General features: G+C 40.3%; 10 protein-coding genes and 1 riboswitch. Of the genes, 1 reads left to right on the forward strand and 9 read right to left on the reverse strand.

What is annotated here, in order from left to right; genetic code table 11:
- Positions 1-11 precede the first annotated feature (11 nt).
- The 6 genes from BN8908_RS07965 to BN8908_RS07990 form a co-directional block, all read right to left on the reverse strand.
- Positions 12-656 carry a thiamine diphosphokinase gene (locus tag BN8908_RS07965; protein ID WP_068689942.1) on the reverse strand — a complete coding sequence of 215 codons (645 nt, stop codon included), beginning with the start codon at positions 654-656 and terminating at the stop codon, positions 12-14.
- A 102-nt stretch (positions 657-758) separates the two neighbouring features.
- Positions 759-1322 (reverse strand): nicotinamide riboside transporter PnuC, encoded by a 564-nt coding sequence (gene pnuC, locus BN8908_RS07970; RefSeq protein ID WP_068689945.1) that lies wholly within the window; start codon positions 1320-1322, stop codon positions 759-761.
- Between the two features lie 127 nt (positions 1323-1449).
- Positions 1450-3735 (reverse strand): TonB-dependent receptor, encoded by a 2286-nt coding sequence (locus BN8908_RS07975; RefSeq protein ID WP_068689946.1) that lies wholly within the window; start codon positions 3733-3735, stop codon positions 1450-1452.
- A 27-nt stretch (positions 3736-3762) separates the two neighbouring features.
- Positions 3763-3860, reverse strand: a riboswitch (TPP riboswitch).
- Positions 3861-4016: 156 nt separating this feature from the next.
- Positions 4017-4316 carry a hypothetical protein gene (locus BN8908_RS07980; RefSeq protein ID WP_068689948.1) on the reverse strand — a complete coding sequence of 100 codons (300 nt, stop codon included), beginning with the start codon at positions 4314-4316 and terminating at the stop codon, positions 4017-4019.
- Positions 4317-4581: 265 nt separating this feature from the next.
- Entirely contained in the window at positions 4582-8118 is a 3537-nt protein-coding gene (gene nifJ, locus BN8908_RS07985) for a pyruvate:ferredoxin (flavodoxin) oxidoreductase (protein ID WP_068689950.1), read from the reverse strand.
- Positions 8119-8225: 107 nt separating this feature from the next.
- The gene (locus tag BN8908_RS07990; RefSeq protein WP_068689952.1) at positions 8226-9401 is read right to left on the reverse strand and encodes an AAA family ATPase; all 1176 of its coding nucleotides are present in this window, start codon (positions 9399-9401) and stop codon (positions 8226-8228) included.
- A gap of 1277 nt (positions 9402-10678) precedes the next feature.
- Here BN8908_RS07990 and BN8908_RS07995 point away from each other — a divergent pair.
- Positions 10679-11875 (forward strand): C1 family peptidase, encoded by a 1197-nt coding sequence (locus BN8908_RS07995; protein ID WP_068689954.1) that lies wholly within the window; start codon positions 10679-10681, stop codon positions 11873-11875.
- A 90-nt stretch (positions 11876-11965) separates the two neighbouring features.
- Here BN8908_RS07995 and rho read toward each other — a convergent pair whose 3' ends face one another.
- The 3 genes from rho to rsmG all read right to left on the reverse strand — a co-directional run bounded on the left by rho (position 11966) and on the right by rsmG (position 16320).
- The gene (rho, locus tag BN8908_RS08000) at positions 11966-13843 is read right to left on the reverse strand and encodes a transcription termination factor Rho (RefSeq protein ID WP_068689956.1); all 1878 of its coding nucleotides are present in this window, start codon (positions 13841-13843) and stop codon (positions 11966-11968) included.
- A 126-nt stretch (positions 13844-13969) separates the two neighbouring features.
- Positions 13970-15439, reverse strand: coding sequence for a glycoside hydrolase family 125 protein (locus BN8908_RS08005; protein WP_021988424.1), 1470 nt, complete (start codon positions 15437-15439; stop codon positions 13970-13972).
- 239 nt (positions 15440-15678) lie between these two features.
- Entirely contained in the window at positions 15679-16320 is a 642-nt protein-coding gene (rsmG, locus tag BN8908_RS08010) for a 16S rRNA (guanine(527)-N(7))-methyltransferase RsmG (RefSeq protein ID WP_068689959.1), read from the reverse strand.
- Positions 16321-16333 lie beyond the last annotated feature (13 nt).

Below are 16333 nucleotides of genomic sequence, written 5' to 3' on the forward strand. Positions count from 1 at the left end.
TTACATTCTTATTATTTCAATAAACCGCCAACCCGGTATACCAACAGCTTTCCGTCCGTAATAACCCGGAAACGGGTTTCAGTTGCCTCATTTAAAGTTCCCTGCCACCAATTCGTAAACAGAGAGAGCGGATAAGCCAGATTTTCACCTTTCAGATAAGTACATCCCATATTAAACACAGATACCTGTTGTCCCGGAAAAGACTCAAACTCAGAATCTCCGCAAACAGGGGTAAACAAACCGTAATCCGTCAACATCTGTACCTGAGCACAGGACATATAATCCATCAAAAGACTGATATTTCCCAAAGTATGATCTTCCCTTTTTCCCGTTGCCCCCAGGATCAGAATATTTCTCCAACCCTTTTCCAGACAAAAACGGAAAGCTTTGCTCAAATCATTGGTTTCCTGTTCCTTTTCCAGATGAATAATAGAAGCATATTGTTTCCGAAGTACAGATGAAAGCGAATCTCCATCTCCGACAATAGCGTGAGGCTTATACCCATGACGCAATAATTTACCGGTCGCCCCGTCACAACATACTATCGGCAATCGTTTTAACATCTCAACAGCCGAACGGGTCCTCGGAAAATTCCCGTCCGCCAATATAACAACCTCCGGCAAATGCCCCTTACCACATAAAGGATAATGCTTCATCTTTCAATACAATTACAAGGCAAAAGTAGAATTTTAATTGCAAATTCTAAATTAAAACAAACGGTTAGTTAGGGAGATAAATCAGAATCCAGAAATCATAAATTACCTTTCTTCGGAGATCATTTTCAACCATTTGAAATAGCCGAAGAAGGCAATTATAGTATAAAATCCATATAAAGCGGCATAGAAAGGTAAACCTTTATAAATATATAACCCACAACTAACAACATCGACAATAATCCATACCAACCATTGTTCGGCATGTTTATAAGCCAACATCCACATGGCCACAATACTCAATGCCGTTGTCAAACTGTCAAGCCAGGGAACTGTACTATCCGTAAAACGAATCAATATCCAGGCAATAAACAACAATAACCCGACAGCTATAGCTGTCAACGGCAAAATCTGTTTTATAGGCGTATGTATAACCGGAAGCTCTTTCTTACCGGAAGCCCCTTTTAACCACATCGCCCAACCGTATATACCGGCTAAAAGATAGTAAATATTAATACCGAAATCCGCATATAATCCGGACCGATAATACACCATAAGACTTAAAGCCGGCATGACAATACCCGCAGCCCAAAGCCAGATACTCGCTTTATATTCGAACCAGAGATATAGCAATCCGACAAGGGTCCCGATAATTTCTAAATAATCCATAGCTGCTTTAAAATGTAAATTTCAGATCGACTATAAAAGAATAAAATTACAAAAAACCAAGATACGAACCCATAAATTTTTGATTTACAATCGGAACCGATATTAACACCGGTTCCAACCTTATCTTTTAAAATCGCAACGTCAGATACGCCAACGCATTAATTCCGGCATTGGGATAATAAGCCGCATAAGGTACTATTTCCGGTTTGACACCTGCCGGTTTGATTCTGTCCGGTGTCGGGTAAACAGCCGTACGACTGGCATATCCGTTGCTTTCATACGTTTCATCGAACAGGTTATACACCGTTACCCCTACCGTTACCGATTTCATCGCCGGCAGCTTGAAAGTATAACTTACATTCAAATTACTTACAAAATAAGCATCCAATGTACAATCATTATCCCCGGAATTATTCAGGTACTGCTTACTTACATACTGAGACTGTAACGAGGCATCCAATCCCTTATAATTGAAAGCAATCAAACTATTCAACATAAAATCCGGAGAAAAAGAAATCGGAGTGGATCCCAAATAATTGGCTGTTTGAGAAATACCGCCATCTGCTGTTGTCATATCTTTCCAGTTTTCATTCACATCGCTCAAATATTCCGTATAATGCTTAATCCGGTTACGGCTCAACGTCGCATTGACATCCCAACGCAACCAATTTGTAAACCTCATTCCGGCCGACAATTCGGCACCCGTACGATAACTATCTTTTACGTTAGCTGATACGGCTTCTCCGATCTCGTTCAACTGTCCGGTCAATACCAGTTGATCTTTATAATCCATATAATACAAATTCACGCCGGCAGTAAAACGGCCCGAGCGGAAAGTATATCCGAGCTCATAATCCAGCAGGCGTTCGGCTTTGGGGCGTTGGGTAAAGAAACCGTCAGTGTAATTATTTCGGGTCGGTTCCTTCTGCGCTACAGCAAATGAAGCGTAAGCACTGTTTTGAGAATTGATCTGCCAGAAAAGTCCCGCTTTCGGATTAAAAAAGTTAAAGGTTTCATCCAAATTCAATGGCTGCATATGACCCGCACTCCAATCGTATTTATCGTTCACTCCTTTTATCGTATAATTAATATGACGATATTGTAAATCGACGTAAAAATTCAGATTACGTACAAATTCATAATTCAGACGTCCGTATATATTGGCATCCAGTTTCTCTCCGGTATTTTCATAGAACTTATGATCGGGAGCAAGATCGCCGATATAATTTTTCACCCAAATTACATTTCCATCGTGATCATTCTTGTATTTATTCATTCCGCCTCCGAGAGATGCCTGTAATTTTCCGGTTTGATAATTTAAAGAAAAAACCATACCACCGAAATCACTGGCGACATTCTTTCTCCGGATTAAATTCGAAGTTTCAACCGTTTTGCCTTCAGCATCCACATAAGGTTGTAATCCATATTCGGCCAGATAGCGGCCATTCTTGTATTCCTGGTAATATCCTTCCCCGCCGGTGTAATGAAAAGCAACATTTAAATTCCAGGCCGGATTGAAAATATGGTTGAATAATAACTGATAATGGGTTTGACGATACACATCCAGTTGATCATCATAAAAACCCACAGCCTTTCCGTTCTCATCTTCAATTACTCCATTCGGGTTATAGGTACGATCGGTTTCCAGCATATCCTTGGTTATACCGTCCCAGGCATGATAAGTTTCTTCTTTGCCACCGAAAGTAATAAATTTAACCGTCGTTTTATCTCCGTAATACCCGGCCTGAGCAAAATAAGATTTCAATTGGGCAGAAGCCCGGTCTCTATAACCATCACTTTTAATATGCGAAAGCCGGGCATCGAAAGCCCAACGATTATTCACCAGACCGGTTCCCACTTTAAACGTTTCTTTCTGTGTATTAAACGAACCGTAAGAACCGCTGATTTCTGCATAAGGATTGATGGCAGAGCTCTCTGTCTGCATATTGATACTTCCCCCGAAAGCACCGGCCCCGTTCGTTGAAGTTCCGGCCCCGCGCTGTATCTGCATATCTTTCAAAGAAGAAGCCAAATCCGGCGTATTCACCCAAAAAATAGCATGACTCTCCGCATCATTCATCGGAATACCGTTAGTGGTTACATTAATACGAGTCGCATCGGTACCCCGTACACGTATCGTCGAGTAGCCGATTCCGGCACCGGCATCTGTCGTGGTCAATACGGAAGGCGTCATCAACAATAAAAACGGAATATCCAAACCGGCATTTTGTTTCTGAATTGCCTCTTTACTGATATTGACAAAAGCAATCGGAGTCCTCGCTGTTGCACGCGTTGAAAAGACCTGAGCCTCTTCAAGATTTACATGACGCAAAGAATCCGTCGTTTCTGTTTCTGCAACGGCATACAAACCACAATGCAATAATGTGGCAATGATCCAAAATTTTTTATTCATTTGTGCTTTAAATTATAACAGAAAGGCGCACATCTGTTACATAACTCCCTTCGCCGGCATTACCCGGATCAGGTTCAATGGGTATAATCTCAGCCCGTACTATTCAGGCACCCCTTTCTGACTGTTAATAATGGCTCAAAGGTAAATAAAAATTAAGAAAATACCCAAAAGAAAAAGTTTATAGAAACAAAAATAGGGTAATGAAAATATTTTTTCATCGCCCCATTATTTTTCTTCTATTAAATCTGTGAAGATTCAGAAAGTCGCATCCCCCGTTTTTATCACAACGTAAGAGCAGCAGTTACGGCACCGAAAACAGCCAGCAATAATATCACCCCGATCAGAGATATTACCAGTCCGGCAATAGCAAGCCCCCTGGGAGCTTTAAACATACCGCAGGCAGAAAAAATAAGTCCTAACAACCATACAATCCAGCCTAAAAACGGAATCCAGCCTAAAAATAATGCAATCAATGCCAATACAAACCCCGCAGTACCCAAACCATTCGAACGGGAAACAGGCTGCTGAATTATAATCGTTTGTTTGGGTTGCTCCTGATTTTTTGTTTCTAATTCTTCCATAAAATTATCTTTTAAACTTACACTTTTGTTCTTTATACCTAACGACATAAAATTACAGTCAAAAATACGAAAAAAAATAGGATATGCAATTTAATGTAAATTTTTATAAAAAACAATCAACACTAAAAGCTCGGCAAGCGGAATAAGAACAGATTGCAATATATCCTTCCCATATCAATTATCAGTCCGGTTTGTATCTTTTCCTCCCCATTCCATAAAAAAAGGGCTGCAAAATGCAGCCCTTATCCGGATCCAAAGATCTTATTTATTCACCATACTTCATTTCAGCATGACGTTTATAACCTTCGTATCTCCATTTGGCATTTGCTTCTGTTGTTTCAAACAGCTTCTCTGCATCTGCAGGAGCAGCTTTTACCAAAGAATTGAAACGTACTTCACCCATCAGGAACTCACGGAATTTAGAGAAATCAGGTTCCTTAGAATCCAATTGGAACGGATTTTTACCTTCACACTCCAACAACGGATTATAACGATACAACTGCCAGTAACCACACTCAACGGCTTTTTTCTCCTCTGCCTGTGATTTACCCATGCTAGCCTTCAAACCGTGGTTGATACAGGGAGCGTAAGCTATAATCAAAGACGGTCCCGGATATGCTTCCGCTTCTTTCAATGCTTTGATATATTGAGCCTGATTTGCCCCCATTGCTACCTGTGCTACATAAACATAGCCATAAGACATAGCCATCATACCCAAATCTTTTTTCCTTACCCGTTTACCGCTGGCAGCAAACTTGGCAACGGCACCCGTCGGCGTTGATTTAGAAGACTGTCCACCGGTATTCGAATATACTTCGGTATCGACAACCAAAATATTTACGTCATGTCCGCTGGCCAATACATGATCTACACCACCGTAACCGATATCATAAGCCCAACCGTCACCACCGAATATCCATTGAGATTTCTTCGTGAAATAAGCCTTCAGACTTAAAATTTCCTTAGCTACCGGAGCAGTCTCTTTTTCCAGGGCAGCAAGCAATGCATCGCTCAAAGCCAAAGTCTGGTCTTTATCATCAAAACCGGCAATCCATGCAGTAGCAGCAGCTTGTACAGCAGCAGAGAAAGCTGACATGTTTTCTTCCAGCAATCTCTTCACTCTTTCACGTAAACGGTTTGCACCTTCTGCCATACCGAAACCGAATTCAGCATTATCTTCAAATAATGAATTAGCCCAGGCCGGACCACGCCCCGTCTTATAATTTGTACAATAAGGAGTAGAGGGAGCAGATGCACCGTAAATAGAAGAACAACCCGTTGCATTAGCTACCATCATTCTTTCTCCGAACAACTGAGTGATTAATTTGATATACGGAGTTTCACCACAACCGGCACAGGCACCAGAGAACTCAAACAAAGGCTGAACAAATTGTGAATTCTTCACATTGTTCGGTTCTACAACTTGTTTGTAACCAACTTTCTTATCCATATATTCCCAACGAGGCATTTCAACCTCTTGAGATTCCAGCGGTTTCATGACCAAAGCTTTGGTTTTAGCCGGACAAACATCGGCACAGTTACCACACCCCGTACAATCCAAAGGAGATACCTGAATTCTGAATTGATATCCAGCCAGCTCTTTACCGATTGCCGGTTTTGATTGTGTTCCGGCAGGAGCAGCAGCCAATTCCTCACTCGTCATCAGGAAAGGACGGATAGCAGCGTGAGGACATACATAAGCACATTGGTTACACTGTATACAGTTTTCAACCTGCCATTCCGGAACATTCACAGCAATACCCCGTTTTTCATATTTCGCTGTTCCACAAGGGAATGTACCGTCTTCTCTGCCGACAAAAGCACTGACAGGCAGATCGTCTCCCTTCTGAGCATTCATCACATCTACAACATTACGGATAAATTCAGGGCGGTTGCCATCATGACCCGGCATTTCATCCGGTAAATTCTTCCATTCGGCAGGAACATTGACTTTCACCAGATTGCCTTCCTTACCACCGGCGTCTACGGCAGCATAATTCATATTTACGATAGCTTCCCCTTTCGTACCGTAAGATTTCACGATAGCGGCTTTCATTTCTTTAACTGCCAGTTCGTAAGGAATCACATTCGTAATCTTGAAAAAAGCACTCTGCATAATCGTATTGGTACGATTCCCCAATCCCAATTCCTGACCGATCTTCGTACCATTAATGATATAGAAATTAATTTCGTTATCTGCCAGATATTTCTTCATATGGTTCGGCATATGCTTAGCCGTTTCTTCGGCATCCCAAAGAGAATTCAACAGGAACGAACCGCCTTTTTTCAACCCTTTCAATACATCATACTGATGGATGTATGCAGGCACATGACAAGCGACAAAGTCAGGAGTTGTCACCAGATAGGTAGAACGAATCGGTTCATCTCCGAAACGCAGGTGAGAAGCGGTAAAACCACCCGACTTCTTGGAATCATATGCGAAATATGCCTGACAATATTTATTCGTAGCTCCTCCGATAATCTTGATGGAATTCTTATTGGCACCAACCGTACCGTCCGAACCCAACCCATAAAATTTGGCTTCGTAGGTGGAATCGGAGGTCACCTTTACTTCCTGCTCCAAAGGCAACGATTTGAATGTTACATCATCCACGATACCGACTGTGAACTGATTTTTCGGTTCATTCAAAGCCATATTTTTATAAATAGCGATGATTTGAGCCGGAGTCACATCCTTTGACCCCATACCATAACGTCCGCCTACAATCAAAGGCGCATTTGCTTTTCCATAGAATATATCTTTTACATCCAAATACAACGGATCACCGTTAGCTCCCGGCTCTTTAGTACGGTCAAGTACTGTAATCCGTTTTACAGATGCGGGCACAGCTTCCATAAAATATTTGGCAGAGAACGGACGATACAAATGAACGGCTATCAAACCGACCTTCTCTCCTTGCGCCAATTTATAATCAATTACTTCACGAATGGTATCCGTTATCGATCCCATAGCGATAATGATATTTTCAGCATCCGGAGCACCATAGTAATCAAACGGACGATATTTTCTTCCGGTCAGCTTAGAAATTTCATCCATATAACCGGCCACGAGGTCAGGCACTAATTCATAAAATTTATTACAAGCTTCACGTCCCTGGAAATAAATATCCGGATTTTGAGCCGTACCACGGGTTACCGGGGTTTCGGAATTCAACGAGCGGCTACGGAATGCCTGCAAAGCCTCCATATCCACCAGTCCCCGCAAATCTTCCATATCCAAAGCTTCAATTTTCTGTATCTCGTGAGAGGTACGGAAACCATCGAAGAAATTCACAAACGGAACACGGGATTTTATTGCCGTCAAATGAGAAACAGCTGACAAATCCATCACTTCCTGTACAGAGCCGGAAGCCAACATAGCAAAACCGGTTTGACGGGCTGCATAAACATCGGCATGATCTCCGAAAATATTCAAAGCATGAGCAGCTAATGCCCGTGCACTTACATGAAATACACAAGGCAATAATTCCCCGGCAATTTTATACATGTTCGGAATCATCAACAACAATCCCTGTGAAGCAGTATAAGTACTGGTCAATGCACCGGCCTGTAAAGAACCATGAACAGCTCCGGCAGCACCGGCTTCTGATTGCATTTCGATCACACGTACGGTTTCTCCGAACATGTTCTTTCTCCCTTTAGCCGCCCACTCGTCGACATTCTCAGCCATCGGCGAAGACGGAGTGATGGGATAAATACACGATACTTCACTGAACATATATGCTATATGTGCAGCGGCAGCGTTACCATCACAAGTCATGAATTGTTTTTCTTTTGCCATCTTTTTAAATTAATTGAAAACTGAAAATTGAAAACAAAAATAATTTTGGCTTTCGACATTCAATTTTGATTTATTACTATATTTAATTCTCAATCTTAATCTTCCCGTCAATAGGTAAATCCCGATAACCAGAGAGGTATGACATTTCCTTTTCCCCGTTCTATCATATCTTCCATCAGAATAACATCATCCGCCCCCTTTTCTTTTCCTTCCTCACAAACATTTACATGATACATACCGTCAATCAGGAAATCAGCCCTATCCGTATAATTTATACGATGCACCGGACACAATTGACTCAAAAAAAATGTTTTCCGTAATACCTGCTTATCCACCTCGTCCAGACAAACTGCATTCAACAAATTCGAATTGTGCATATACAGTCTGTTCGGCTTACGCAAACAATCTTCCTCATTCCCTGCCGGCAACAACAATGTCAACAAACGGGCATTTTTCATGTAATACAAATAATTCAGCACCGTAGCCCGGGATACGCCGATATCGGCACTCAATCTACTGATATTCACACTGCCACCATTATCCCGCGCCACAAGATACAATAATTTTTTTAGTTTGGGCAGATATTTCAGTTCTATTTGATTATTGTAGGGAATATCAAATTCCAAAGTCAAATTGATATTTTTCAACAAATAATCAATATGTGATTTTTCTTCCAAATATATCGGATAATAACCGTATCGTAAATAATTCCCGAAATAGGCCAAAGGACGAATCTGAGCCAGAATACCGTCTACGATCTGCTCGTGCTTTTCCACAATCTCCTTAAATGAAAATACCGGAAACTGATACCCTGTTTCAAGCTCCAGAAACTCCCGGAACGACAAACCGCTCAAATTATACATATCCACGATCTCTTTCAGATATTCATTCGATTTTACCCGAACGATGGAAGAAATCGTAAACACAATCTGCAAACCGGGAAAAGAATGATAACAGGCTTGCAACTCCCGGTCCCAGCCGGGATATTTATGAACCTGGTCTAATAAAAGAACTTTCCCTCCCAACTTATAAAAACGTTCAACAAAATGATAAAGTCCTTCTGCAGCAAAAAAAAGATTATTGATATTTACATACAAACAGGAAACATCGTCCGGATAATAGTCGCGGCAATAATCCAATAAGAAATTCGTTTTCCCTACACCCCGGCTCCCTTTTACAGCAATCAAACGGCTCTTCCTGTTGATTTGATCTGCAAGTCCGCGACGAATAGCAGAAACACGCTCTTTTAATAATGTATTGTGCGTACTACGTAAACTGTCCATTTTCTCTTTTTTGCCATACAAAAATAATATAAAATATAATTATTTGCAATCTTGAGATTGCAATTTTATATATTTTCCAGATTATAGATATAGCAATTACTTTCCCAATAATATTTCGGAAAACATTAAGTTAATCACTTCATTCCATTCATATACCTGAAAATTTTCCGGCAACTTATTGATTCTGTATTTCCATTGTAAATCAAAAATCGTAAATTACACAACGAGTCCGTCCCAATGTGTAATTTTTCACCTACCTGTTTCTAAATTTAAAATCTAAAATCTAAAATTTAAAATCATAAACAACCTCTTCGAAAACCCTCTACGAATCAGCAATCTCCCCAATCTTAAATCGTAAATCAAAAATCGTAAATTACACAACAAGTCCGTCCCAGTGTGTTATTTTCACCTACCTGTTTCTAAATTTAAAATCTAAAATTTAAAATCATAAACAACCTCTTCTAAACCCTTCTACATATCAACATTCACCCCAATCGGAAATCAAAAATCATAAATCGTAAATTACACAATGAGTCCGTCCCAATGTGTAATTTTTCACCTCCCTGTTTCTAAATTTAAAATCTAAAATCTAAAATTTAAAATCATAAACTACCTCTTCGAAACCCTTCTACATATCAGCATTCACCCCAATCGTAAATCTAAAATCAAAAATCGTAAATTACACAACAAGTCCGTCCCAGTGTGTAATTTTTCACCTACCTGTTTCTCAATTTAAAATCTAAAATCTAAAATTTAAAATCATAAACTACCTCTTCGAAACCCTTCTACATATCAGCATTCACCCCAATCGTAAATCTAAAATCAAAAATCGTAAATTACACAACAAGTCCGTCCCAGTGTGTAATTTTTCACCTACCTGTTTCTCAATTTAAAATCTAAAATCTAAAATTTAAAATCATAAACTACCTCTTCGAAACTCCTCTACAAATCAGCAATCTCCCCAATCGTAAATCTAAAATCAAAAATCGTAAATTACACAACAAGTCCGTCCCAGTGTGTAATTTTTCACCTACCTGTTTCTCAATTTTAAAATCTAAAATCTAAAATTTAAAATCATAAACAACCTCTTCGAAACCCTTCTACATATCAGCATTCACCCCAATCGTAAATCTAAAATCAAAAATCGTAAATTACACAACAAGTCCGTCCCAGTGTGTAATTTTTCACCGATCTTTTTCTCAATTTAAAATCTAAAATCTAAAATTTAAAATTAATTTACCTATCTTGCACCTTATTAATTTAAAATAGAAAAAATCATGATAAAATCATTTACACTTACCTTGGGAGTACTTGTTTTATTCTCTTTATTTCCTGTTTCTGCTCAACAGTCAGCCCCCCGTTCCGGGTATAAATTTAAAGAGATTAAAGACATTCCCGTCACTTCCGTAAAAAACCAGGCGAATACCGGTACTTGTTGGTGTTTCGCTACAATCTCTTTTTTGGAAGCAGAATTACTACGGCAACACAATAAAACCTATGATCTGTCTGAAATGTTTGTCGTACGGAATGCTTACTTTGAAAAAGGGATGCGTTATTTCCGTTTTCAAGGAACCACGAATTTCAGTCAGGGCGGACAAGCACACGACGTTATCGATATGATAAGTAAATACGGTATCGTTCCGGAACAGGAATATCCAGGTCTTCAATACGGTACAACCAATCACTCACACGGGGAATTTGTGAATGGCCTAAGCGGATATATCCAGGGAATCAATAAAAGCCGGGGAATCACGACAGCCTGGCCCAATGCATTTATGGCAATCATTGAAACCTATCTGGGAAAAGCTCCGGAAACATTTACTTACGAAGGTAAAAAATACACACCGGAATCTTTTGCCAAAGAAATCGGTATTCAGCCGGAAGATTATATCGAACTGACCTCATACCAGGCTTATCCGTTTTATCAGCAAGTGGAACTGGAAATTCCGGATAACTGGTTACACGCCCGTTATTACAACGTTCCGCTTGACGATTTGATGGCGATTATGAATAATGCTTTGAAAAACGGGTATACTATTGCCTGGGACGGAGACGTCAGCGAAAAAGGATTCAGCCACAGCAATGGTCTGGCTATTCTACCGACCAGCCAGCCGGAAAATATGAGTAGCAGTGACCGGGCTCGTTTTGAAAAACTGCCGGCAGCAGATAAAAGCAATCTCTACTCATTTGTTTCTCCCGTACCTGAAATACAAGTAAATGACAATAACCGTCAGGAAACTTTTGACAAGCGCGAAACAACCGACGATCACCTGATGCACCTGACAGGTTTGCTGGAAGATCAGAACGGTACTCTTTATTATAAAACTAAAAATTCATGGGGGACAGACAGAAATCCGTTTGAAGGCTATCTTTATATGTCAGAACCCTACGTACGTATGAAAACAACCGCAATTCTGGTTCATAAAAATGCAATTCCTCAAGCTATAAAAGAAAAATTGGGAATCAAAAATTGATAAAAATAAAAGATAAAAAAACCGGATGCCTTTTTCAAGACTTCCGGTTTTTTATTTTATACTGAAATTCGATATATTACATGTAAACCATTACTGGTCATTCATTGAAATCAGAAATTCTTCGTTAGACTTGGTTTTTTCCAAACGATCTTTTACAAATTCCATTGCTTCGATTGAATTCATATCCGTCAGATAATTTCTCAAGATCCAAATCCGGTTAAGCACTTTGGCATCCAACAATAAATCTTCACGCCGTGTACTGGAAGCAGTAATATCCACAGCCGGATAAATGCGCTTGTTCGACAATTTACGATCGAGTTGTAATTCCATATTACCCGTTCCTTTGAACTCTTCGAATATTACATCATCCATTTTAGAACCGGTTTCCGTAAGTGCCGTGGCCAAAATAGTCAATGAACCACCGTCTTCAATATTACGGGCCGCTCCGAAGAAACGTTTCGGTTTATGTAAAGCATTGGCATCCACACCACCCGAAAGTACTTTTCCGGAAGCCGGAGAAACGGTGTTATAAGCACGGGCTAAACGGGTAATCGAATCAAGTAAAATAACGACGTCATGTCCGCATTCTACCATACGTTTAGCCTTTTCCAGCACAATATTAGCCACCTTTACGTGCCGTTCTGCCGGTTCGTCAAAAGTAGAAGAAATCACTTCAGCATTGACACTACGTGCCATATCTGTCACCTCTTCCGGCCGTTCATCTATCAATAAAATAATCAAATATACTTCAGGATGGTTTGCAGCAATTGCATTTGCAATTTCCTTCAACAAAACCGTCTTACCGGTTTTCGGCTGAGCAACGATCAACCCCCGCTGCCCTTTTCCGATGGGTGCAAACATATCTACAACGCGGGTAGAAATAGTCGCACGTCCATTACCCGTTATATTGAATTTCTCATTGGGGAAAAGAGGCGTCAAATGATCGAAAGGTATGCGGTCACGTACAGCTTCCGGAGACTTACCGTTTATTTTTTCCACTTTAATCAACGGAAAATACTTCTCACCTTCCTTAGGAGGACGAACGGTACCTTCAACTGTATCTCCCGTCTGCAAACCGAACAATTTAATCTGACTTTGAGATACATAAATATCATCCGGAGAATTCAGGTAATTGTAATCAGAAGAACGCAAAAAACCGTATCCGTCAGGCATAATTTCCAAAACACCTGAATTGCAGATAATTCCTTCAAATTCATAATATTTATCCCGTTTGTCAAATTTCATCTTTCCGCTTCCGGAATAAGTATTTCCGTTCGGATTACCGGTTTCTCTCTTCTCCTCATACCGATCTTCTGCAACAACCGGCTGATCCGGCTGTACAGACGGTATTTCTTCTACCTCCGGCTGATATTCGTAATTATCCCTGGTATAATCTTCCTCCTGCTCTACGACTCCAAAATCCAAATCTTTCTCTAAAACATCCCGATGCTGAATATGTACATTTTTCTCCCGCTTCTGACGGTCCTGAAATTTAGGACGGTTAAACTCTTTCCGCTCCGATGCTTTTCCGGTATTTTTTTTAGTACCATCCTCACTTTCCTGCACCACAATTTCCTTCCTGACATCCTGTTTTACTTCCTCTTTCCGGTTCTCTTCCCGGCTGCTATTGTCCCGCTTATTCTCTTCAAGCGGTTTATCTTCCCGTTTATTGTCTTCCCGTTTTGCAAATTTTTGGACACCTCCTTTGGAGTCACCGACTTTTTCTGCACCGGAACGCACAACACGTACTCTGGGCTTACGTTCTTTCCGCCTATCGTCCTCCGGTTGTCCCGGATTAATTTCTGCAACAACCGGACGGATTTCTGCAGCAGCGACAGCTTGCTGATCTAAAATTTTATATATAAGTTCTTGTTTCTTATAAGCTTCGATGCGCTTGATATTTAAATCTTTTGCAATTTGCCGCAACTCTGTCAGCAATTTGTCATTCAACTCTAAAATGTCGTACATATAACGATGATAATGGATTTTTGATTTGTAGAAATATCATCCGGCAAGAACCGAATGGAAATGAATATGGTGCAAATTTACGAATAAATATTTTTACAACAAAATGGTTAATATTAAATTTAAATATTAAAGGTTATTCAAAAGCGAAATTTTACCGTTATCTACCAACTTCACAATCAATTCCCCAAATAACGTATTCGCCCAGGCAAACCAGGAACGTGAAAATTTCTCCGGCTTATTCATATGGAATGACTCGTGCATAAAACCCGTCCCGGCATCTGTATCCCGAAGAGTTCTGATACATTTCCGGATTTCCCCGTCGTCTGTAGACGTCATCGCCTTCATAATAATACTCATCGGCCATATCATATCGTATCCGATATGGGGGCCTCCAATTCCTTCTGCTGCCGTACCTTTGAAAAAGAAAGGATTATCATTACTCCAAACCATCCTGCGTGTATTCTGATATACCGGATCTTTTACAGATATCGTCCCCAAATAAGGCATTGCCAACAAACTGGGAACATTGGCATCGTCCATAAAATAATGATTCCCGAAACCATCTGTTTCATAAGCATACACTTTACCGTATTTCGGATGGGTAACAATAGCATACCGATTGATCGCCGTCTGCACCTCTGCCGCCAATGCCTTGCATTCCGCCGCCAAAGTAGAATTACCTGTTACCTTTTCCGCAATCTCCGCCATCTGCCGCAAAGAAGTTACCGCAAACAGATTGGAGGGTATCAGAAAGCCAAATGTCGTTGCATCGTCGGATGGACGGAAACAGGATACAATCAATCCTACCGGATTTACCGGATTACCCCAACCGTCATTATTTAAAGTATCCAATTGTCGTTCTGTCCGGCGTTGAAACTTATAAGGTCCTTTCTCTGTCTTGCGTTGTTGCTCTTTAAACGTTTGAATCACCAAACCCATTGCCCGGGTCCATTCTTTATCGAAAACAGAAGTATCTCCTGTAATTTTCCAATAATGATAAGCCAACCGTACCGGATAACATAGCGAATCTATTTCCCATTTCCGCTCATGTATATAAGGTTTCATTTCCGTTAAATCCGAAGCCCATTCACTTGATTCCGTACCATGAGTAAAAGCATTGGCATATCGATCCAGCAATATGCATTGCGTCTGCCTGTTGATAACTCCGGCTACCAGTAAACGCAATTGTTCATCATCCTTACATAATGGGAGATACGGCCATACCTGAGCACCGGAATCTCTCAACCACATCGCATTGATATCGCCGGTAATGACAAAAGTATCCGGTCGTCCGTCTCTCATTTTGAAATCAACCGTCGTATCCAAAGTATTCGGAAAACAATTTTCAAACATCCAGGCCAATTTAGGATCTTTCAACTGCTGCTTGGTATGAATGATCGTATCCTCTACCGCTTTTGAAATAAAATGCCGTTCTTCCAAAGCCGGACGTTTTGTCGTAAAACCGCTTCCAGCCTGCATTCCCCCTGCTATCCCCGAAGTCTCTTTACCCACCACATATTTTAAGGGTGTACCGGCAACTGCGGCAGCAGCAATAGCCAAGCCACTCTTTTTAATAAAATCTCTTCTTGTTACCATAATTATCCAGCTTGTTGATCCACGATTTGAGATCAAATTTATAAGAAATTTCTCCGTTTTCCGACGATACCGTCGAACTGTCATTCAGAACACCGGGGCAATTTACAATTTTTAATTTAAAATCAAAAATTCAAATCTGTATATAAGCTACAGATTTCAGATTTACGATTTTAGATCGTCCCCCTTTTGCTGTTATAGCATTCTGATTATACCCCTCAATCGTAAAATTTCTCAGCTTCTCATTTCAATTTACTCCGATCCAGGTAAATTACTTTCTTCGTTTCAAAAAATTCCTCTTTAAAAAAATCGGGTATATTATAAATCTTTACCGCCTGTTGATAGGCCTTCAATTCTTCCTCAAAATCTCCGCCCTTCAGATACAACAGCCCGTTAGCCAATTCATTATGGGACTCCGTATTGAATTTATTTTTCACCAATCCGACAAAAGCCGGAAATGCAGTTACCGCACGACTGACAATAAAATCAAATTTTTCTTTTACTTGTTCTACCCGGATTTGTTCGGCTTTTACATTTTCCAATCCCAATGCTTCAGCTACTCCTCGTACCACTTTTATCTTTTTACCGATAGAATCCACCAAATAAAAATGACTGTCCGGAAATAAAATAGCCAGCGGAATGCCCGGAAAACCGCCTCCCGTTCCGACATCCATAATATGAGTTCCCTTTTCAAAAGATAGCACTTTAGCTATAGCCAAAGAATGGAGGACATGGTGAATATACAATGAATCGATATCTTTCCTCGAAATTACATTTATTTTCTCATTCCATTCCCGGTATAGCTCACCTAAACCACCGAAAAGCTCTTTTTGTTCTTTTGTCAATTCAGGGAAATAATTTGCGATAAGTTCTGCTCCAATCATATATATATCTAAT

The sequence above is a fragment of the Culturomica massiliensis genome, assembly GCF_900091655.1.
GTDB lineage: Bacteria > Bacteroidota > Bacteroidia > Bacteroidales > Marinifilaceae > Culturomica > Culturomica massiliensis.